Source organism: Candidatus Dormiibacterota bacterium, assembly GCA_035532835.1.
GTDB lineage: Bacteria > Vulcanimicrobiota > Vulcanimicrobiia > Vulcanimicrobiales > Vulcanimicrobiaceae > DAHUXY01.
Map to the genome: position 1 here is coordinate 1 of DATKQG010000073.1, position 20,252 is coordinate 20,252.

Genomic DNA, 20,252 nt, shown 5'->3' on the forward strand with positions numbered 1-20,252 from the left:
GTAGCTGGTGAAGAACGACTGCGAACCACGAATGTACGCAACGTTGTTGTTCCAGCCGGATCCACCGATCGGAACGTTCACGCCCGGGACCGATGCGATCGCCGAGTATGCGCTATCGAGGTTGCCGCCGCCGCCGAGCGCAGCGACTTTGCCGATCGTTTTCGAATCGACAGAGTACTGGTCTGCGGTGACGCCCGATTTCACGAGCGAGCCGGCCGAAACCGACCTCACGCGCGCAATCGTCGCGAGTTTCTTATCTTGCGTGATATTGACCGTTTGCGTTTGGTCGGCAAACACGACGACGCCCGGAACGGACTCGTCGGCAAAGCCTTCTTTCGAAACGGTGATGGTATACGTATCTGGTGACAGGGACAGGAAGTTAAAGTGTCCCGTCGCGTCCGTACGTGAGGTAGCGACGCCAGATGGGGAGACCGCCTTTAAGGTTGCGTCAGCAACCGGGGCTCCGCTGGTTTCGCGTACGTAGCCGGAGATGCCGCCGGTGGTCCCGGCCAGTGCCCATGTTCCCTGGAACAGGAACGCCACTAGCAGCATCAGGGCTACGCCTACACGACGGAGGGTTCGTTTCGGATTCATTACTTGCCCTCAATTGTTGTGGAGTAGTGTGCCTATGAAGTGACCCCAAGGCGCAATAAGCCTAAGGGATCACACCCAGAACACATGAGGCAGCTTCTCCCGACAAACGTAGGCTCCTTTATATGGCTTTAAGAAACACAGGGGGTCCCCAGGAACAGCAAAAGGCCCTCGCGCTGCGAGGGCCTTTGAGCCGTTTAGACCAGTCGCTTTCTCGGCCTACAGAAGCGAGGGATAGGTGCCCGAGGGGGCCCATATTGCTAAAATACCAATGCAGGATGGCATTTAAAAATGGTACACTTAATTACCATGCAGGTACGAATAGATGGCGCGGGACGAATCGTACTCCCGAAAGCCGTGCGTGACGAGCTCCAACTAATGCCCGGCGATTCGCTCGATCTGGAGCGCAGCGCCAACGGCGTGACGCTACGTCCGGCGGCAGCGCACGTTGCGATGCGGACGAAAGATGGAGTGTATGTGTTTCGCAGCGGAGAGCCGTTGACGGCGGAATCCGCGCAAGCGGGACTCGACGCGCTCCGGCAAGGGCGCGAGAAGCGCGCGCGGTCGGGTGCCGACGAGTGACGAGTTTCTTCGACACCTCGGTCCTATTCGCAGCATTTATCGAAGATCACGAGCATCACGTCGCGAGCTTGCGCGCATTCAGTCGCTCGACCAGGAAGACCGGCTGCTGCGCGGCCCACAGCCTAGCCGAACTCTATGCCATTGCTACCGGCTTGCCGCGACGACAACGCCTCACGCGCGATCAAGCCCTGATGCTGCTCGAAAATGTGCGCGAGCGGCTTACCCTCGTCGCTCTGGATCCGCAGGAGTATTTTGACGAAATCGCACGCGCTGCATCGGTTGGCGTCTCGGGCGGAACGATTTACGACGCGCTATTGATCGCATGCGCTGTAAAGGCGCGCGCGAGTGCGATCTATACCTGGAATGTCACGCATTTTCGGCAAACATGGCCGACATTGGGAGAACAGATCCAAGCGCCGCCGTAAGCTATCGTCTCTTCAGCCGCTGCCATTCCAAGGGTTGAGCACGGATGCGTCGGCCATTAAGAAATGGGCTTCGTTTCGTGTCACGATCGTGAGATTTCGATGCAACGCAGTGGCGGCGAGCATTCCGTCCACCGGTGGAATCGTGTTCCCTAGCAAACGCGCGTGGGCCCGGATCCTTCCCCAGCGATCCGCGACTTCAGAATCTACCGGTAGTATACGGCCGGCAAAATCTAGCATCACCTCGGAGACCAGCCATCGCTCGAGTTCACGCCGCTTCGAGGAATTCGGCAATAGGTGTATTCCGTATCGCAGTTCGCCCAGCGTAATCGCGCTAATAAATGCGAGTGCTGTATCCACGCTCGCAAGCCACGAATACAAACCGAGATCCGGTAGCGGTTTCTTGAACTCCGACAACACGCACGTATCGAGGAGAAAACCGCTCAAAATCCGGGGACCTCACGCGTATCATCTTCCACGCGCTCGAGATCGATGTCGACCCCGCGAAGCGCCGAGAATAATTCAACCAGCGATCGTTTCGGCTTCGCGAGCACATCGAATGTAGCCGCATCGACGACGACGACTTCCTCGCGACCATTGCGCAGCACACGTTGGGGCTCGCCGCTTATAGCACGATCCACGAGGGCACTGAATTTTGCCTTGGCCTCAGTCAGCGTCCAGGGGGACGTTCTTCGATGAGGTTCACCGGCAAGTCGCTTCTGCTCGTTTTTTTTCATTATAGTCTGACCTAGTCTGACTATATCGTTTGCCTGCCATCCGATCAAGACCCGCCCCGGTCTGGAGTCGGTAGCGCGGGCTCCGGAAGACGCTTTCCGGAACCCGCCAATCGAGCGCTGGGATAGCCCTAGCGCGGGGGCGCTAGACCGTCGCGGCCATCCTGGCTGCGAGGAGCTGCGGGATCTCCGAGGGGCGCTCCGCCACCGGCACTCCGGCCGCCTTGAAAGCATCGATCTTGCTCTGCGGGGTGCCGAATTTGCCGGAGATGATCGCCCCGGCGTGGCCGAGCGATTTTCCGGGCGGGGCGTTGCGGCCACCGATGAAGGCCACGATCGGGGTGCCGGACATATGCTCGGCAATAAACGCGGCGGCGTCTTCTTCATCCGAACCGCCGATTTCGCCGCAGACGACCACGGCTTGGGTCTGCGGATCGTTCGCGAATTCGCGCAGACAGTCGACGAACGTGGTGCCGATGATCGGGTCGCCGCCGATGCCGACGCAGGTGGACTGGCCCAGGCCCGCGCGGGTGAGGCCGTCGACGACTTCGTACGTTAGCGTGCCCGAGCGCGAGATGAGGCCGACGTTGCCTTCCTTAAACACGTGGCCGGGCATGATGCCGATCGAGGCCTTGCCGGGTGAGATGAGGCCGGGGCAATTCGGGCCGATGATGCGCATGCCGGGCGTCGCGCCGACGACCTTGAGCACGTCGTGCACCGGGACGCCTTCGGTGATGCAGACGGCGAGCGTAATGCCGGCTTCGTAGGCTTCGTAGAGCGCGTCGGCCGCAAACGGCGGCGGCACGAAGATGCAGGTATGGGTCGCGCCGGTCGCCTCGACGGCGGCTTTCACCGTATCGAAGACGGGGAGGCCGTGGCTGGTTTTTTGGCCGCCCTTGCCGGGCGTCACGCCGCCGACGATGTTGGTGCCGTACGCGAGCATACGCCCCGTGTGGTACGAACCCTCGGCACCGGTGATGCCTTGAACGATAACCTTGCTGTTTTTATCGAGATAGATCGACATCGTATTATGCTCCCGCCAATTCAACGGCGCGCTTCGCGCCTTCATCCATGGTTTCGACCGGCGTCATGCCCGCTTTGGCGAGAATCTCGCGGCCTTCTTTTTCGTTGGTGCCGGTCAAGCGAATGACCAGCGGAATTTTGCGCGACTTCGTCGTGGCCAACGCCTCGACGATGCCCTTCGCAACTTCGTCGCCGCGCGTAATGCCGCCGAAGATGTTCACAAAGAACACTTTCGCGGGCGTGTGATTGACGACGAGTTCGTAGCAGTTGCGCACGCGTTCCGCGTTGGCGCCGCCGCCGATATCGAGGAAGTTTGCGATTTCGCCGCCAGCGTTTTTCACCGCATCCATCGTGCCCATCGCCAGGCCCGCGCCGTTGGCCATCGTGCCGACCGTTCCGCCGAAGCGGCGGAAGTTGCGAATGCCCAGGCCGGCTTGCGTGGCGAGCGTCTCGTCTTCGTCGAGCGGCAACACCTTCTGCCACTCTTTGAATTCGGGGTTCTTGTAGAGCGCGTCGTCGTCGAGTTCGATCTTGGCATCGGAGGCAACGACCTTGCCGTCCTTCGTCAACGCGAGCGGATTGATTTCGACCAGCTTCGCACCGTAGGTGAAGAACAGTTCGTAGATGCCGGCGACGATCGAGGGGAATTGTTTGCGAAAGCCGGGATCGAGCTCCGACGTAAACGCAAGTTCGCGGCCGATGAACGGCGAGTAGCCGATGGCGGTATCGCAGAAGTATTTCGCGATCGATTCGGGATGATGGTCGGCGACTTCTTCGATATCCATGCCGCCGAATTTGCTCACCATCACCACCGGACGCTTCGTCGCGCGATCGATCGCGATCGCGCAATACGCCTCGAGCGCGATATCGAGCGTTTCTTCAACCAGCACGGAGTGGATCGGTTCGCCGTTCGGATTCTGGCGGTTCGGCGGCATCGGCGTCGCCATAATCTCGGCCGCCGCGGCTTTGCCTTCGGCGGCGTTGGTGGCGAACTTAATCTTGCCGGCCTTGCCGCGGCCGCCCATCAGCACCTGCGCTTTGATGACCCATTTGCCGGGGTTCTTTTCAATGAACGCCGCGACTTCGTCGGGCGTATTGCAATGCTGCGAGCGCGGTACCGGAATGCCGCAACGGCGGAACAGTTCTTTACCCTGATACTCCATGAGGTTCATGCTGGTGCGTATTTCTCTCCGTTTAGATATCGCCCGTGCCCCTTGCTATCGCGGCACGAACGAGGGAATGAGCCCACGCTGGGGCGTTTCGATGGTGTCGACGGTCGGTTTGTCACCCCGCGCCGTTGCGGGTTCGATCCCCGCACGCTCCAGTCCACCGTTCGGCACTTTGCAGGACCGTGGTATGATGTTCGTGGCGCGGGGTGACATACCGGCCACGACATCGATGCCGGATCGCTCCTCTTACGGAGCGGTCCGGTTTCGTATTATGCATTGCTCTGCCGACCGAACTCGTGATAGCGTGAATACGGTAGTTCGGCCGTCACCTTGGGGTCGTTCCTTTATGGGAGCGGCCCTTTGTTGTGTTTCGCACTAGGCGAGTTTTCCGAGGATCGAGCGGGCGATGATGAGTTGTTGGATCTCCGAGGTGCCTTCGTAGATTTCGGTGATTTTGGCGTCCCGGTAGAAGCGTTCGATGGGGAACTCGGTCGTGTAGCCGTAGCCGCCGTGAATCTGCAGCGCTTCGGATGCGTGCTTGCGGGCTGCGGTCGATGCGAAGAGTTTCGCCTTGCTGGCTTCGATGAGGAACGGCTTGCCCGCATCGGCGAGTGCGGCCGCGCGGTACACCAGCAACCGCGATGCGTCGAGATCGGTCGCCATCTGCGCGATTTTGAACGAGATGCCTTCGTAGGCACCGATCGGTTTCCCGAACGCGCTGCGCTGTTTCGCGAAGGCCACCGATTGGTCGAGGCATCCCGCGAGGATGCCGGTGGCTTGCGCGGCGATGCCGATGCGGCCGCTCGCGAGCGCCGTCATCGCGTTACCGAAACCGTCGCCCGAGGCGCCGAGCAGCGCATCGTCGCCGACGCGCGCATCGTCGAAGGCCAGATCGCACGTATTGCTGGTGTGAATGCCGAGCTTTTCGGTTATCCGCTCGACGGCGATTCCCGGCGTCGCGCTATCGACGAGAAACGCGCTTACGCCCTTCGCTCCGGAGCCGCCCGTGCGAAACATCGCCATCATCACATCGGCAACGCTGCCGTTCGTGCACCATTGCTTGCGCCCGTTCAGCAGGTAGCCTGCGTCGACGCGCTTCGCGCTGGCGCGAATCGCGGCCGCATCGGAGCCGGCGTCGGGCTCGGTCAACGCGAATCCGCCGATGCCTCCGGCCACGAGCTTCGGCAGCCAATGCTGCTTCTGCGCATCGCTGCCCAGGCGCAGAATCGCGGAACAGATCATCGAGTGCACGGAAACCGTTGTCGCCGTGCCCGCATCGATACGCGCCAGCTCTTCGACCGCGAGCGCGTACGAAACGTAATCCGCACCGACGCCGCCGTAGGATTCGGGCACGATAATGCCCATGATCCCGACCTGCGCCAGCTTGCCGTAGAGTTCTCGCGGAAAGGTGTGGTCGCGATCCCATTGCGCGATAAACGGCGCGATTTCGCCTTGGGCGAATTCGGCCGCGAGCGCGGCAATCTGGCGCTGGTCGCCCGTGAGTTCGAATTGCGCGCGGCTTTGCGTATCGATCATTTCCCGGTTCGCGCTATTCGACGCGAACCAGAATCGCATCGCCCTGGCCGCCGCCGGAGCAGATGGAGGCGATGCCGAGGCCCCCGCCGCGCTTACGGAGCTGATTGATCAGCGTGCCGACGATGCGCGCGCCGGAAGCGCCGATCGGATGGCCCATCGCGACCGCGCCGCCGAACCGATTGATGTCGCTCGCGTTCAAGCCGAGATTTCGCGCCGAGGCAATCGCGACGGTAGAGAACGCTTCGTTGATTTCCCAGACGTGGATGTCACGCTGCGTGAGGCCGTGGCGATCCATCAACTTCTGCGCGGCCATCGCCGGCGTGAAGCAGATGTACGGCGAATCCCAACCCACCGTCGCGTGATCGACGACGGTCGCGAGCGCTTCGTAACCGCGTTCTTTTGCATACGCCGCATTCGCGAGGATCAGCGCGGCGGCGCCGTCGTTGACGCCCGGCGCGTTGGCGGCGGTAATCGTGCCGTCGCGCTCGAGCGGCTTGAGCTTGGCCATCGATTCGATGCTCGCGTCCAGGCGCACCGCTTCGTCGCGATCGACAAGCGCGAACGGTACGTCGCCGGTAACGAACGGCGCGTAGGCGGCATAATCCAGCGTAAATTCGGCCGACGGCTCGTGGTTCCAGACGCGATTCTCGCCGCCGCCGACCGCAGCCGGAACGCGCACCTTACCGGTTTGCGGAAGTTCGCCGAGTACGACTTTGCCTTTGGCTTTGGTCGCAACTTTCACCGCGACGATTTCGTCGGCGAAGTTGCCGGCATCGTGGGCGGCCGCAGCGCGGTGATGGCTTTCGTATGCGAATGCGTCTTGCTCTTCGCGCGTCATCTTCGTTTCGTTCGCAACTTTGGTGCCCTGTTGCGCCATCGTCATCGGAAAGTATTGGTCCCACAAACCGTCGTGGATCATCGCATCGATAAGCGTGCCGTCGCCGAAGCGATAACCGCTGCGCGCTTCCTTGAGCAGGTACGGCGCATTCGACATCGATTCCATGCCGCCGGCGGCCACCACGTTATTCGCGCCGGTATTGATCAGCCGCATGCCGTTCGCGACCGCGAGCATCCCCGATGCGCAGACTTTGTTCAGCGTTTCGGCGGTGACGGTCTTGGCCAGCCCGGATTTGAACAGCACCTGGCGCGCCGGGTTTTGGCCGACGCCGGCTTGGAGCACCTCGCCGAAGAGCACGTGCTCGATCTCGGACGGGTCCAGGCCCGCGCGGCGCAACGCGGCCACCAGCGCGACGGCCCCGAGCGTGGTCGCGTTGAGCGGAGCCAAGGCCCCACCCAGCTTGCCGAACGGCGTGCGAGCGGTTGAAAGGACGACGGTTTGCGAGTTCATGGGATTCATAACCTGAAACGGGTTCGCCCGGGCTGCAATCGCTACCTAGCGAGTGCGACTTTTATGGTATGTAAAAAGCGCGTTCAGCCGCGCTCGGCGCCCCCGGGAACGCAGATGATCACGCCCTCCGGGTCGCAGTGTTCGCATTCGAACTGCACGGTGACGTGCGCAATATCGAAACGCCGCTCGAGCTCGCCGCGTAACGCGCGCAAGACGCTGGTCGCTTCGCTCAGGCGCCGGTCGTCGAGCAATACGTGCGCGGAGAGCGCGCGCGAGCCCGACGCGATCGACCACACGTGCAAATCGTGGACGCCGGCGACGCCGTCTAACCCGCGAATGCTGCGATCGACGTCGTCGATATCGAGCCCGCGCGGCGTCCCTTCCAGCAACACGCCGGTCGCATCGCGCAGGACCCGCGCGATGCCGACGACGATCACCAGCGCGACGAACATCGAAAGCGCCGGATCGATCCAGGCAGCGTGCGTGAATGCGATAACGATGCCGCCGATAATCACCGCCCCGGCACCGATCGCATCGCCGACCACATGGAAGAGCGCGGCTTGCACGTTGAGATCGACATCGTTTCCGTGCGCGCCGTGATCGTGGCCCGCGTGCGAGCCGGCCAGCAAAAATCCGACGCCGCCGTTAACGACCAGTCCGACGAAGGCCACCGCCGTCATGAGCCACCCGTGCGACGCAAGCGGCGCCCCGAATCGCTGCACCGCTTCGTACACGATAAAAACCGTCGCGCACAGGAGTATGGTCCCGTTCGCGAGCGCGGCGAGCACCTCGATGCGGCCGTAGCCGAACGTGCGCCGCCGGTCGGCCGGCATGGCGGCGCCGACCGTCGCAACCAGCGCCAGCGCGAGCGCGAAGACATCCATGCAGACGTGGACGGCATCGGTGGTGAGCGCGAGGCTATGCGCGGCCGCTCCGCCCCAGAACTCGAATGCCGCGACCGAAACCGCCAGCAGTAACGCGACGAACAGGCGCGTGCGCGCGGTCATCGCCGGCAACGCACGCCTTAGGCTTTGAGCGCCTTGAGCGCGAGCAACACGAGCATCGCGCCGAACGTCGCGAAGGTTTTGCTTTCGGCGTCTTTGATGACGCTGGGCGTCCACTCGCCGGCCTGCTCGGCCGCGGGCTCCGCCAGCGGAATCAGCGGTGGAACCTGCTCGCAATACTGGTCGAATTCGTCGCCGAATTGCGAGCGCAGAAATTGTTCCTCGTGCGGAATGATGGTCGCGTACACGGCGGCCATCGCCGCGAGCGAACCCCCGACCAATGCAACCTTGGTGGTGGGAGAATTCTTGCCGGTGAACGCGATCGCAAATCCGAGCGCCGTGATGAAGTTGCCGACGTAGAGGGGGTTACGCACGTACGCATACGGCCCGGCAGTAACGAGTTTGGGCGCTTCGACCACGTTGCCGCGCGTCGTGACGCCCGAATAGCCGACCGCCCAGCAGCGAATCAATTCGCCTGCAAGGGCGAGCGGGAGGCCCGCTGCGACGCTGAACGCGCTAGGTTTGCCGAACGCCGCGAGCAGCGCGGCCGGGACCGAAAGGAGGGCGCCGCGATTTTTGAAGACGAGCGCCTGGAGTTCTTCGATGCGTGGATCTGGCATAAGAGGGCCTTGTCTTACGAGCGATTCTGCGTATTTCCCGCCGCGGCCGCGTAGATATCGCGAATTGACTGTTTGAACGGCACGCTCGGCTCCCAGCCCGTCGCGGCGCGCAGTTTGGACGCATCGCCGACGAAGAGCGGCACGTCCGAGGGGCGCATTCGCTCCGGATCCTCGCGCACTTCCACCGGAACGCGAGCGGCGATGATCAGCTCGCGGAGCGCATCGCGGATCGTTCGCGCCACGCCGCTGCAGACGTTGTAGATTTCGCCGGACGTGCCGCGCTCCGCCAGGGCCAAATATGCCGCAACCACATCGCGCACGTCGAGAAAATCCCGTCGCGCATCGAGGTTTCCCACCCAGAGAATCTGCTCGCCACCGGCGGCGATGCGGGCGAGTTGCGATGCGAAGCTCGGGATGACGAAACGGTCGCTTTGGCCCGGGCCGATGTGATTGAACGAGCGCACGATCACCGCGTCGAGACCGAACCCGTGCACTTCTCCGAGCAAGATCGACTCGGCCGCGGCTTTGCTGGCGGCGTACGGATTGGACGGATTGGTGGCGAGCGTTTCCCGCAAGGGGAAGTCGCTGCCGTCACGTTTGCCGTAGACCTCGGCCGAGCTGGTAAACAGCAAACGCGGCATCGGATTTCCGGCGTCCACGTACGAGCGAATCGCCTGGGCTAGGCGCGCGGTACCGAGGGTGTTGATTTCGTAGGTTTCGAGCGGTGCCGCAATCGATTCCGGCACGAAGGCTTGCGCCGCCAAATGCACGATGAGATTGGGCCGCGTCGCATGTAGCATCGCGAGCAGGGCTTCTTCGTCGCGCGCGTCCACGCGCGCCGGTTCTTTTTCGTCGTGCGGGCCGCCGTACGGGAAGACGTCGTCGCCGCGCGCGCGTAACGCTTCGACCACGTAATGGCCGACAAATCCCCCCGCCCCCGTTACCAGCGCGCGCACGGCCGCCTAACGGTGCGCGGCGGCGACGCGGTCGATATCCGCCGCGACCATCATCGCGACCAAATCCTCGAACGAAACTTCGGGCTCCCATCCGAGATCGCGCTTGGCCTTCGAGGGGTCGCCGATCAACAAATCCACTTCGGCCGGGCGCACGAATCGGGGATCGGTGACGACGTATGGCTCGTACGAGCCCAAACCGGCAGCTTCAAAGGCGATGCGCACGAACTCGCTGACTTTGTGCGTGCGACCGGTCGCGATCACATAGTCGTCGGGATGCCCCTGCTGCAACATGAGCCACATCGCGCGCACGTAGTCGCCCGCAAAGCCCCAATCGCGCTTCGCGTCGAGATTGCCCAATCGCAGCTCTTTCGCAAGCCCAAGCTTGATCCGCGCAACGCCGTCGGTAATTTTGCGCGTCACAAATTCCTTGCCTCGACGCGGGGAGTTATGGATAACCAGTTCTCCAACGCCCGCATGAAAGCGCTCCGTTTCCGTGGTGAGGTCGTAGAGCCAGCCTTCGAAATTGGGTGCTTCGACAATACGCTTGACCTCTCGCAGATCCTTGCGAAGGTGCGCGCCCTTAGCCCCCTGCGGATTCGGCGAGCGAAGATTGATCGAGTAGAACGGCCCCGGGCGCGCCGCAGGCCCCTCCTCGACGTTGAGGACAAGCTCTTGGCCGAGCGCCTTGCTCGCCATCCACCACAGTCCCATCGCAAGCACTTGCGAATTCGTTTTGAAATTCTTGTAGCGATACGTCGCGTTGCCCGCCTTAAGGCCATCGGTTGCGTTGTAGCCTTCAAGAAACGCGCGCCACACCGCTTGGTCGCCATTCAGAACGATCCGCGGAACGCACTTAAACCCTTCTTGTGTATAGCATTCTTCGCGTAGCCACTCCAGAAAGCGCGGCGCGCCATTGAGGGCCAGAGCACCAACGATGCGGCCCTCGACGAAGCCCGATGTCGTAGCACTATACGATGTCGACCCTAGTGTTTGTCTCTCCCACACCCCAGCGAAGTAGCCGCGTAGTGTAGGATTTGAGTTCGTAAATCTCCCGCGAACGTGTCCGTCCGATATATACGCCGACCCGTCACCAACAAATGCACCGAGCATCCACGCAAATTCAAGCGTGGGGTTCGAAAACGCCGGCGCATCGGGAAGGGACCCGCGGAGCATCTTGTCGCCTGTCGTAACATCCTTGGCAGCGCGCTCTTCTTCGTCCAGAAACATCACATGATCGGCCGTCAGAGTCACCGATCCGCAGCGCGCTTCGACGCGTCGAACACCCTTATTGGCAACGACGGGACGATGCCGGTATGCCGTGGCTCCGAGCACGCGGACGAAATCGCGTCCGTCCCAGACCTCGATATCGTTTAGGGTATCGAAGCGCTGTACGTTCGGGCCCTTCTCCCGAACGTGCACGATATCACCGATTGCAACGATGTCAATGATATTGCCGCGCCGGATGATGAGCGGCGTCTGAGCCGGTACCGACTCGTGATTGAAAAGGATGCCGCTGCACGCGAACATGTCGTACGATTCGCGGTAATTGACCGTGATCCAGTGGCCATAGACTTTCGCGACGCCGTAGGGGCTGCGCGGATAGAACGGGGTCGTTTCGCGCTGCGGCACCTCGGTGACTTTGCCGAACATCTCGGAGCTGGAGGCTTGGTAGAAGCGAATCGCCGGATCGACGGCGCGCACGGCTTCGAGCACGCGCGTCGCGCCGAGCGCCGTGAACTCGCCCGTGAGCACCGGCTGGTCCCACGACGTCGGCACGAACGATTGAGCAGCGAGATTGTAGACCTCGTCCGGCCGGATCGTGTGCACGATTTTCGTGATCGACGTTTGGTCGAGCAAATCGCCCGATACGATCTCGATATCCTCGACGAGGTGCTGGATGCGCTCGTGCACGTCGGTGGACGTGCGGCGCGTCATGCCGACGACGCGATAGCCCTGCGCGAGCAAGAGTTCGGCAAGATAAGATCCATCTTGCCCGGTGATCCCGGTGATGAGCGCGGTCTTCTGCATGAACGGCCTTCTATGACGTGGGTAAAATTTAAACGTTAGTTGAGCATCTGCACGGTGTCGCCGCGATCGTCGAAGACGAACCGCGTCTCGTACATTTCGGCGCCCTCGGGCCCGACGACTTTGGATTGAATCGTCAAGCGATGGACCAGTTCGTTCTCGTGGCGCACGACACCGGAGTAGAAATACTGCACCAGCGGGGTCACCGACGGATCGAGCGGGGCCAACCGCCGGCGTTCGACCAGCATCGCGAGCAAACGTTTCTGCAGGTTGGTCGGCAGCAGGCGATTCGCGTCGTCGGGCGTCATGCGCACCGTTACTAGCTCGTCCTGCGCCTTATTGTTTTCGGCTACCGGTTTATCGGTGGTAAAGCGGATAATCGCGTCCCAATCGTCGGCGGTGATACCGGTGAAGCGCATCCCGTACCGCCAGACCGATTTGCCCTGATGCGAAACGGTATCTTGCCAAACGGATCGTGCGCGCATGCGTAGGACGCGCGTCTCGATGGTGGCGCGGACTTCGAATTCGTCCCGGCCGACCGGCTCCTGCGTGAGGATGCACAGGCCGCCACCGCTGATGTCCAAGCCGATCGCGGGTTTTTGCGTAAGCCCGCCATCCACCGACACCGTCGCACGGTACGGCTTGCGCTTGCGCGGATACTTGCGGCGATTGGCATCCTTGCCGGTGAACCAACCAAGAAGGTCACTTAGCACGTTGCCGACCTATTGGCCGCGGGGCCCGGGGAACCATGCAGGCGCCTTAGCGCGCCGCGACGCGCCGGTTAGCGAGCGTGACGGCCACGAAGGCCGCGACTTCGCTGGGCAAGGTCCCTCGTCCAAAGCCGGCGTCGTATCCGAGTTCGCTCGCCATGAGATTGGTCACGCGCGGGCCGCCGCAGATCAGGACGACGCGGTCGCGCAGCCGTTCGGCTTCGAGCAATTCCGCGAGCGCCGTGAAGTTTTTCACGTCGCTGCCCTTTTGGGTCACCACCTGCGAGGCGAGGAGTGCATCGACCTCGTGCTCCTTGGCGAATTTCACGAAGTCTTCCACCGCGACTTGGCTGCCCAGGTTGAACGTCTCGAACGAATGGTAACGCTCCAGGCCGTAGTCGCCTTTGTAGCCCTTCATATTCAGGATGGCGTCGATACCGACGGTATGGGCGTCGGTCCCGATGCACGCCCCGGCGATGCGAATTTTGCGACCCAGCGACTCCTGGACGTAGGTATCAACCTCGTCCATCGACATCGCGTGCTCTTTCGCAGACGGCGCTTTGATGGTGGAAAAATCGATCGATTGCGCCGTGCTCGCGTAGACGACGAAGAATGAAAAGCCCTTGGCGATGCGTCGCCCCTCTACCACCTGGACGTCGGTAAAGCCCATTTTTCCGACCAGTTGACGCGCGGCCTCATCGGCAGCCTCGCTCCATTCGACCGGGAGCGTGAACGAGAGCTGGACTTTGCCGTCGTCGGTGGCATCGCCGTACGGCCGAATCCGGCTCATACCGTCACCCCTTGCAGCGCTTCTTCAAACGGATTCCAGTACTCGGGCGCGCGTTCGAAGACGCCCTCGAAACCGCGGCCGCCGTCGGGCGGGCGTTTGACGTCGGCGAACAGCGCGGCCTCGATCGCGCTCATCAAGCCGATCTCGGCGACGCGTTCGAGCAGCGCATCGCAGCCCGTCAACACGCTCTGCGCGCGCCGTTCGATGATGCCGTCGGGCTTGAACTGAATCTCGTCGCCGAAATGCCGGGCGGTATTCATCACGTACTGCGCGTTTTCGATCGCCAGCACGCGATCGCCGAGGAACGGTGTATGGATCGCTTCGGTGAGCATGCCGCACAGATGGATCGTCTGCTTGGTCATCACCGAGGTGAGATTGAACATCGCATCGATCAGATGCCCTTTGAAAATATCGCCGGTCATGTGTTTGGTGGGCGGCATATATTTCAACGGCGCATCCGGGAAAATTTGCCGCGTGAGCTGCGCTTGCGCAACCTGGTAGAGGAAGCCGTCCTCGAGATCGGGGCTAATCTCGTAGGCATCACCCAAGCCGATCTGCCGATCGGGCATACCGGCGCGGTGCGCGAACGCCTCGTTGATGAATTGCGATGCGAGCACGGCCGGAGCTTGTTCGACCGCATCGGCGGTGGTGAGGTAATTATCTTCGCCGGTATTGATGATGATGCCCGAGTACGCATTGAGCATGCGGCTAAAGTGCTGATCCACGAACGTCCGCTTCATGTTGATATCGCGAAACAGAATGCCGTACATCGAATCGTTGAGCAGCATATCGAGCCGCTCGATGGCGGCCATCGTCGCGATCTCGGGCATGCACAAGCCGCTCGCGTAGTTGGTGAGCATGATGTAGCGGCCTTCGCGCTCGCCCGCCTCGTCGAGCGCCTCGCGCATGATGCGGAAATTCTCTTGCGTCGCGTAGGTGCCGCCGAAGCCTTCGGTGGTCGGGCCGAACGGCACGAAATCGAGCAACGACTGGCCGGTGGAGCGAATCACCGCGATAATCTGCGCGCCGGCTTCGGCCGCGGCGACCGCCGCAGTGCGATCTTCGTAGATGTTCCCGCTCGCGACGATAACGTACAGCAACGGCGGCGGTAACTGCGGCAACCGTTCGAGCCGCTCGGCTCGCTCGGCGCGGCGCTCGCGGATTCGGGCAAGCGAGGCGGCGACGAAGGGCGCGAGCACGCCGCGGGCCGCCGCTTCGGGCACGTCCGCAAAATCGGCTAGCCGCACGGTGCCCGCGGCGATGGCGGCGCCCAACGCTGCCGGGTCCAGCCCGGTCTCCGCGAGGCCTCGCCCGAAAGCCAGGGCAACCCCGCGCGAGCGATCCTGGGCGCTGAGCCCATCGAGGATGAGGTTCGGGACGGGGATCTCGTCGGCGCCCACGCCGTCTACCCCGAGGAGCCGGAGGACCGACCGCTCGACCGCGACGGTGGAATGGGCGGCAATAAAGTCGCTCACCGGCGAGACGATGGCACGCGCCAACGCTCGGCAGCGATCCACGGTGGAAGGATCGATCCGAAGTTCCATAGCCTTACTATGTTAGGGAAAAACGCCCACTTTCCTCAACCGCCCCGGTCGCACGTGCGTTTATCGGAGAGGTATGCAGCGATGCCGTCGCGCCAGGTTGGCATCGTGAGGTGGAGCGCGCCCAGCCGCTCGCTGGCGAGTGCCGAAAATGCGGGACGGCGCGTTTCGCTCTTCCACTCGGATGCCGAAATGGGCTCGATGGGGTGCGCGATGCCGGCTTGGCGCAGCGCCTCCGCCGCGAAATCGTACCAACTCACGGGGCCGGCGTTTGCCACGTGATACAGCCCGGTCGCACCGGCGCTTACGAGGCGCTGCAACGCTTCGGCAAGATTCCCCGCATACGTCGGCGATGCGACCACGTCGCTCACGATGCGAATCGCTTCGCCCGCGGTGGCTTGCGCGATGATGCGATCGATAAACGTGTAGCCTTTCGTAGACGACGCGCGCACGCCGTACACGCCGCACGTGCGCACGACCAGCGCACGCGACTGCTGCAACGCCACCAAATACTCGCCGGCGAGTTTCGAGACGCCGTATGCCGAGATGGGATTCGGCGCATCGCTCTCCACGTATGGCGCGTTCGCCGATCCGTCAAACACGTAATCGGTGCTAATCGTCACAAACGGCACGTCGCGCTGCTTGCAAGCCGAAGCGGCCTTTCCCACCGCAACCGCGTTGGCCGCAAACGCGCGCTCCGGCTCGGCGGTGCAGCGATCCACGTTATGGAACGCCGCGCAATTCACGACGACGCCGGGTTTCGAACGGTCGAGTGCCGCTTCGAAGGCAGATGCGTCTTCAAGATCCAGCTCGGCATGCGAAGGCGCGACGATGTCGTAACCGCTCCAACGGCGCGCGATCTCCGTTCCGAGTTGGCCCGATCCGCCGATCAGCAACGCGCGCATTACGCCCGCAACCTCGCGCGATCGTCGCGCAGCCCTTGGATGGCGAGAAACCCCGCGACAACGAGCGCCGTCAGCCCATTGCCGACCACCAAAATGTGCGCAACGGCTGCGAGCGTAGGGTGATAGACCGCGATCGCGCCGAGCGTTGCCATCGCACCGAGCACGAGCGGTATCGAAAACGCCAAACGGTGCGTCGCGATGCCGTAGGATGCGAGCGCACTCGTGAGCGCGAGCAGAATCATCGCCGCGCTGTAGGGAACCAGCAGGCCCAGCGCAGCGTCGAACTTATTCCCGACCAACGCGTGGAGCACGATCGCGCCGAAAAATTTGAAAACGATGAGCGAGCCGGCAGAAAACACCGCAAACATGCCGAGGCTCGCGATCAAAACACCGCGCGTGCGTTCGCCGCGCGAGTGCCGGTCGGTCGCCTGCGGTAGCAGCACCGTCGGGATAAAGCCAACGAAATAGAGCGGAATCTTGCCGACAAGCGAGGCCGCCGCATACACGCCGGCGAGTGCCGGATCAAAGAAATGTTTGACCAGCACCACGTCGGCCGAGCCGATAAACGCGACGGCGATGGCGATCGCAGCGGAGGCGCCGCTGGCACCGGCAATCCTGCGCCAGTCGTAGTGCACCTCGGCCGGTTCCACGCGCCGATAGTATCGTAGCAAGCGTATTCCGACGAAAGCGAAGCCGCAGATACCCCCGACCATAAAGCCGAGAATTCCGCCAATGAGGCCCCAGCCGATTGCCGTAAAAGCCAAGAGGCCGACGACCTTCATCACGCCTTCGGTTGCAGCAGAGCCCGCGAACGTGCCGAAGCTTTGCGTGCCTTGAACCAGCGAACGCCCCGCACCGCTGGCAAGGCCAATCGCGGCTAACACGCCGACGAGCGGAACCGTCCAGGCCGGCACGTGCAAGAAATGCGCGATCGGCAGCGCAAAAATCGCCGCGATCGCGATATACACAATCCCGATAGCGCCGAAGCCCCGAGCGAGGCTAATCGCCAATCCACGAATGTGCCGGTCATCGTGCAATGCCCGAAATTCCGCAGCGAAGCGTACGATGACCGGCGCAAAAAGACTGGCGGGAAGCGCCGCGAGGGTGAATGCGGAGATGAGAGCGTAGAGCGTGCCGTATTCGGCCACACCCAAACGACGGCTCGCAATCGCATGGAAGACAAAGCCCCCGACGCTGAGCACCATGGTAGACGCAAACACGAGCGCACTTTGCTGCATCATGCCGTTGGACTTAAGCCGCGCTAAAAGTCGCGGATAGGACGCTTTGACCGAATCACCCGAATGCACGCCCATCCATACGACGCAACGGGCTGCGTACCCGTTTCTGCAGGTGCTCGCTTCATCGCGTTTTAAGCCAATGGAGATGGACGTCACACCACTCGCGCTGGCCGATGCGCGCCTGCTCGTGCCGCGCGCCTTCGCGGATGCGCGCGGCTTTTTCATGGAAACCTACTCGTTGGAACGCTACCGAGCGGCTGGAATCCACGATGCGTTCGTGCAGGACAACATCTCGGTTTCGTGCCGTGGAACGCTGCGAGGCCTCCACTCCGATCCCCGGATGGCCAAGCTGGTGCAGGTGCTCGCGGGCGAGGCTTACGACGTTATCGTCGATCTGCGCCGCGATAGCCCCACCTACCGGCACTGGTTCGGGGCCACGCTCAACGCGGCAAACCGCACCCAGCTCTACGTGCCGCCCGGCTTTCTCCACGGCTACCTGGCACTAGCCGACGATACGATTTTTTCCTATAAACAGAGCGCGCTCTACGACCCCGCGATGGAGTTCGGGGTCGCCTGGAACGACCCAGACCTGGCGATCGGGTGGCCGCTCGATGGCATGGCGCCGCTCCTGAGCCCGAAAGACTCCGCCAACCCCACGCTGCGCGAGCTGGGCTACCTGTAACACTCGGGCCGCGGCCGAGTAGAACCGGGCAGAGGAACCGAATCGAAAGGGAGATGGCGATCGGAGATCAGGGCGACGAGGCTCTGGTACGGCGAATCCGGGAAGGCGAGAGCGAGCTCTTCGCGACCTTGGTGGACCGTTACAAGCGCGGGATCGCGAACTTCATCGGGGCGAGCGTACGGAGCGCTCCCGACGTGGCGGACCTCTCGCAGGAGACGTTCTTGCGAGCCTATGCCCACCTCGGGACGTTCAACCCGCAGCTCGGGAAGTTTTCGACCTGGATCTACCAAATCGCCCGCAACGTCGTGAGGACGCACCTCGGCAAAGCCCAGCGCCGCCCCGCGACGCTCGAGCTGCCGCAGGACCAAACGCTCGAAGCCGCGTTGCCGGATCTCTCCCGCGAATCGGACCCGGCAGGGGGCATTCTGCGCCAAGAAGCCGAGCGCGAATTGCGCGAAGCGTTGGCGGAACTCCCCGAACGAACGAGGACGGTACTGGCGTTGCGCTACTTCGACAATATGGAATACCACACGATCGCGAGCACGCTCGGGCTCTCGCTGGGCAACGTCAAAACGCTGATCCATCGCGGCAAGATCGCCCTGGCAAAAAAGATGCACGAGCGCGAACATCGGCGGGCCGCACCAAAGCCGCAAGGAGGCATCCGTGCGCTGCTCCTCGTGTGAACCGTTGCTGGATTGCTACGTTGAGGGCACGCTGCCTGCGCCTCGCATGCACGGCGTGCGCGACCACCTGCGCGAGTGCGCGACGTGTACGGGCGTGATTGCGGAACTCCGCGTCGTCGACGCGCTTCTGGCGACAACCGTGAAGCAAGAATTACCGCCGAATTTCACCTTCGCCGTGATGGCGCAGGCGCGCAGCCTTCCGGCTCCGTCTGCCGCGCGCGGTTCGGTGTGGACAATGCTCGGTATGTATTTGATTGCTACGTGGATCGGGCTCTCGGCCGGTTTTTGGGCGTTCGGCTCGCGTGCTTCGCTCGCAACCCTATCGTTGCGCGAAGCGACCGTGCATGCATTGGGCGCGCTCTCGGGCGCAGCGCACGCCTTTGCGCCGGCGACGCCGTTGGTGGTTGGAGGAATGGTAACCATTCTCGCCGTCGATTGCGTGTTGATTTTTGGCGTCATCGTATTTTACACCCACGTTCGCCCGCGCTTAGTCGCGCATCTCGTCCCCCTGGAGGCATCATGAAGACGTCCATTCTCAGCATTGCAGCGGTAACGCTGGCATTCTTTGCGGCCGTCTTCGCCGCTACCGGAACGGCGCAAGCTCACGCGCGCAGCGTCTATCACGGCGGCACGTATTTCGGATCGGTGATCGTCGAACCGGGGCAAGTGGTGGACGGCGATTTGAACGTGCTCTTCGGCAACGCCACCATCGACGGCACCGTGAACGGTGATTTGAATGTGGTAGGCGGAAACCCGACAGTCGAACCGGGCGGCGCGGTTACCGGGCAGATCAACAATATCGGCGGCGACGTAACGCGCGCGGTCGTGCCGTGGGCTCCGAACACCGCGTTCCAAAGCGCCTATGCGCCCGATTATCGCTTGCTGTGGCGCCTCGCGTGGGACGCCGTCGTGCTCCTCTTCTTCCTCATCTTTCCGGTGCGTACGCGCATGGCGCTCGGACGGCTTGAAGCGCATCCGGGGCTGTCGGTGGCGGCGGGCCTGATCGGCTGGGTGGCGATTTTACCGGTGGCGATCTTGCTCGCCGTTACCATCGTGCTCATCCCGCTGATTCCGCTCGAATTCGTTGCACTTGCAGTCGGCGTTTTCGTCGGCAAAGCCGCGCTTGCGCTGCTGGTCGGGCGGCGCCTGTTCGAACTCCTCAGCTCGCGCACCACCCCGTCGCCCTTCGCCGCCCTGATTCTGGGCCTGGTGCTGCTGACGGCCGCGGAACTGGTGCCCGTGGTAGGAACGCTCGTCTTCGTGCTGGTGGGACTCGTCGGCTTAGGTGCCGTGCTCCTCACCTTCGTGAACGGCCAAGGCCCCCTCGGGCCACTCGGCCCCCCGCCGCAAACCGCCCGCCCCGACATCACCGGCCCCCCAATGACGACGGCGTAAACGGCTAAAGCTAAATCAATCGGGCGATAGTATCCATCGCTATCGCCAGATAGAGCGTTTCGTCACCGAGTGCGACGAACCCAAAGCTTTCGTAATAGGCCGCTAGACGCTCGTTCTTTGCTTGAACGATCACGCATACCGAACCGACATCGCGCGACGCGCGGTACGAACGCTTGAGGGCATCCACGAGGAGCACCGCCCCTATCCCACGGCCCTGGAACGCTGAGTCGATCGCGAGCCGTCCTAACAGGGTTGACGGCACGGCATGCCGAGGTAGTTTGTGCGACCGGCGCAATGC

General features: G+C 62.6%; 23 protein-coding genes and 1 pseudogene. 6 read left to right on the top strand and 18 right to left on the bottom strand.

Annotated features, from left to right (window positions below; all coding sequences use genetic code 11):
• On the bottom strand, window positions 1–552 hold a 552-nt coding region (locus VMW12_09055), incomplete at its 3' end, for a carboxypeptidase-like regulatory domain-containing protein (GenBank protein HUZ49866.1).
• A gap of 348 nt (window positions 553–900) precedes the next feature.
• Here VMW12_09055 and VMW12_09060 point away from each other — a divergent pair.
• Together VMW12_09060 and VMW12_09065 are read left to right on the top strand one after the other, a co-directional pair.
• The gene (locus VMW12_09060) at window positions 901–1,173 is read left to right on the top strand and encodes an AbrB/MazE/SpoVT family DNA-binding domain-containing protein (protein ID HUZ49867.1); all 273 of its coding nucleotides are present in this window, start codon (window positions 901–903) and stop codon (window positions 1,171–1,173) included.
• The gene (locus tag VMW12_09065) at window positions 1,170–1,598 is read left to right on the top strand and encodes a PIN domain-containing protein (protein HUZ49868.1); all 429 of its coding nucleotides are present in this window, start codon (window positions 1,170–1,172) and stop codon (window positions 1,596–1,598) included. Before VMW12_09060 ends, VMW12_09065 begins: the two co-directional genes overlap by 4 nt.
• Before the next feature lie 12 nt (window positions 1,599–1,610).
• Here the strand turns inward: VMW12_09065 and VMW12_09070 are convergent, their stop codons facing one another.
• From VMW12_09070 to VMW12_09145, 16 genes and pseudogenes are all read right to left on the bottom strand, one after another.
• Window positions 1,611–2,042 carry a type II toxin-antitoxin system VapC family toxin gene (locus VMW12_09070; protein HUZ49869.1) on the bottom strand — a complete coding sequence of 144 codons (432 nt, stop codon included), beginning with the start codon at window positions 2,040–2,042 and terminating at the stop codon, window positions 1,611–1,613.
• Window positions 2,039–2,332 carry a type II toxin-antitoxin system Phd/YefM family antitoxin gene (locus VMW12_09075; GenBank protein ID HUZ49870.1) on the bottom strand — a complete coding sequence of 98 codons (294 nt, stop codon included), beginning with the start codon at window positions 2,330–2,332 and terminating at the stop codon, window positions 2,039–2,041. Before VMW12_09075 ends, VMW12_09070 begins: the two co-directional genes overlap by 4 nt.
• Before the next feature lie 142 nt (window positions 2,333–2,474).
• Complete coding sequence (gene sucD / locus VMW12_09080; protein ID HUZ49871.1) at window positions 2,475–3,353, bottom strand: succinate--CoA ligase subunit alpha; 879 nt, start codon at window positions 3,351–3,353, stop codon at window positions 2,475–2,477.
• Between the two features lie 4 nt (window positions 3,354–3,357).
• Window positions 3,358–4,524, bottom strand: a complete 1,167-nt coding sequence (gene sucC / locus VMW12_09085; protein HUZ49872.1) for an ADP-forming succinate--CoA ligase subunit beta — start codon at window positions 4,522–4,524, stop codon at window positions 3,358–3,360.
• A gap of 372 nt (window positions 4,525–4,896) precedes the next feature.
• Complete coding sequence (locus tag VMW12_09090; GenBank protein ID HUZ49873.1) at window positions 4,897–6,057, bottom strand: acyl-CoA dehydrogenase family protein; 1,161 nt, start codon at window positions 6,055–6,057, stop codon at window positions 4,897–4,899.
• A 13-nt stretch (window positions 6,058–6,070) separates the two neighbouring features.
• Window positions 6,071–7,414 carry an acetyl-CoA C-acyltransferase gene (locus VMW12_09095; GenBank protein ID HUZ49874.1) on the bottom strand — a complete coding sequence of 448 codons (1,344 nt, stop codon included), beginning with the start codon at window positions 7,412–7,414 and terminating at the stop codon, window positions 6,071–6,073.
• Window positions 7,415–7,488: 74 nt separating this feature from the next.
• Window positions 7,489–8,412, bottom strand: coding sequence for a cation diffusion facilitator family transporter (locus VMW12_09100; GenBank protein HUZ49875.1), 924 nt, complete (start codon window positions 8,410–8,412; stop codon window positions 7,489–7,491).
• A gap of 17 nt (window positions 8,413–8,429) precedes the next feature.
• Complete coding sequence (locus VMW12_09105) at window positions 8,430–9,029, bottom strand: isoprenylcysteine carboxylmethyltransferase family protein (protein ID HUZ49876.1); 600 nt, start codon at window positions 9,027–9,029, stop codon at window positions 8,430–8,432.
• Window positions 9,030–9,043: 14 nt separating this feature from the next.
• On the bottom strand, window positions 9,044–9,985 hold the full coding sequence (locus VMW12_09110) for a GDP-mannose 4,6-dehydratase (protein ID HUZ49877.1): 942 nt from the start codon (window positions 9,983–9,985) through the stop codon (window positions 9,044–9,046).
• 6 nt (window positions 9,986–9,991) lie between these two features.
• Window positions 9,992–11,212, bottom strand: coding sequence for a GDP-mannose 4,6-dehydratase (locus VMW12_09115; GenBank protein HUZ49878.1), 1,221 nt, complete (start codon window positions 11,210–11,212; stop codon window positions 9,992–9,994).
• A 261-nt stretch (window positions 11,213–11,473) separates the two neighbouring features.
• A pseudogene (locus VMW12_09120) lies at window positions 11,474–12,013 on the bottom strand (GDP-mannose 4,6-dehydratase).
• Between the two features lie 35 nt (window positions 12,014–12,048).
• Window positions 12,049–12,723 (bottom strand): PilZ domain-containing protein, encoded by a 675-nt coding sequence (locus tag VMW12_09125; GenBank protein HUZ49879.1) that lies wholly within the window; start codon window positions 12,721–12,723, stop codon window positions 12,049–12,051.
• Window positions 12,724–12,769: 46 nt separating this feature from the next.
• Window positions 12,770–13,510 (bottom strand): OAM dimerization domain-containing protein, encoded by a 741-nt coding sequence (locus tag VMW12_09130; protein HUZ49880.1) that lies wholly within the window; start codon window positions 13,508–13,510, stop codon window positions 12,770–12,772.
• Entirely contained in the window at window positions 13,507–15,054 is a 1,548-nt protein-coding gene (locus VMW12_09135) for a lysine 5,6-aminomutase subunit alpha (protein HUZ49881.1), read from the bottom strand. The genes VMW12_09130 and VMW12_09135 overlap by 4 nt, the downstream gene beginning before the upstream one ends.
• Window positions 15,055–15,089: 35 nt before the next feature.
• Window positions 15,090–15,956 (bottom strand): dTDP-4-dehydrorhamnose reductase, encoded by an 867-nt coding sequence (rfbD, locus tag VMW12_09140; protein HUZ49882.1) that lies wholly within the window; start codon window positions 15,954–15,956, stop codon window positions 15,090–15,092.
• Entirely contained in the window at window positions 15,956–17,197 is a 1,242-nt protein-coding gene (locus tag VMW12_09145; protein ID HUZ49883.1) for a hypothetical protein, read from the bottom strand. The genes rfbD and VMW12_09145 overlap by 1 nt, the downstream gene beginning before the upstream one ends.
• A gap of 142 nt (window positions 17,198–17,339) precedes the next feature.
• Between VMW12_09145 and rfbC the strand changes: the two genes are divergently transcribed.
• The 4 genes from rfbC to VMW12_09165 are packed head-to-tail and all read left to right on the top strand — an operon-like array spanning window position 17,340 to window position 19,954.
• Window positions 17,340–17,876 carry a dTDP-4-dehydrorhamnose 3,5-epimerase gene (gene rfbC / locus VMW12_09150; protein HUZ49884.1) on the top strand — a complete coding sequence of 179 codons (537 nt, stop codon included), beginning with the start codon at window positions 17,340–17,342 and terminating at the stop codon, window positions 17,874–17,876.
• A 53-nt stretch (window positions 17,877–17,929) separates the two neighbouring features.
• A complete protein-coding gene (locus tag VMW12_09155; protein HUZ49885.1) occupies window positions 17,930–18,559 on the top strand; it encodes a sigma-70 family RNA polymerase sigma factor in 630 nt (209 codons plus the stop codon).
• Window positions 18,560–18,563: 4 nt separating this feature from the next.
• Window positions 18,564–19,082, top strand: coding sequence for a hypothetical protein (locus tag VMW12_09160; GenBank protein ID HUZ49886.1), 519 nt, complete (start codon window positions 18,564–18,566; stop codon window positions 19,080–19,082).
• Window positions 19,079–19,954, top strand: a complete 876-nt coding sequence (locus VMW12_09165; GenBank protein ID HUZ49887.1) for a polymer-forming cytoskeletal protein — start codon at window positions 19,079–19,081, stop codon at window positions 19,952–19,954. The genes VMW12_09160 and VMW12_09165 overlap by 4 nt, the downstream gene beginning before the upstream one ends.
• 10 nt (window positions 19,955–19,964) lie before the next feature.
• Here VMW12_09165 and VMW12_09170 read toward each other — a convergent pair.
• On the bottom strand, window positions 19,965–20,252 hold a 288-nt coding region (locus VMW12_09170; protein ID HUZ49888.1), incomplete at its 5' end, for a GNAT family N-acetyltransferase.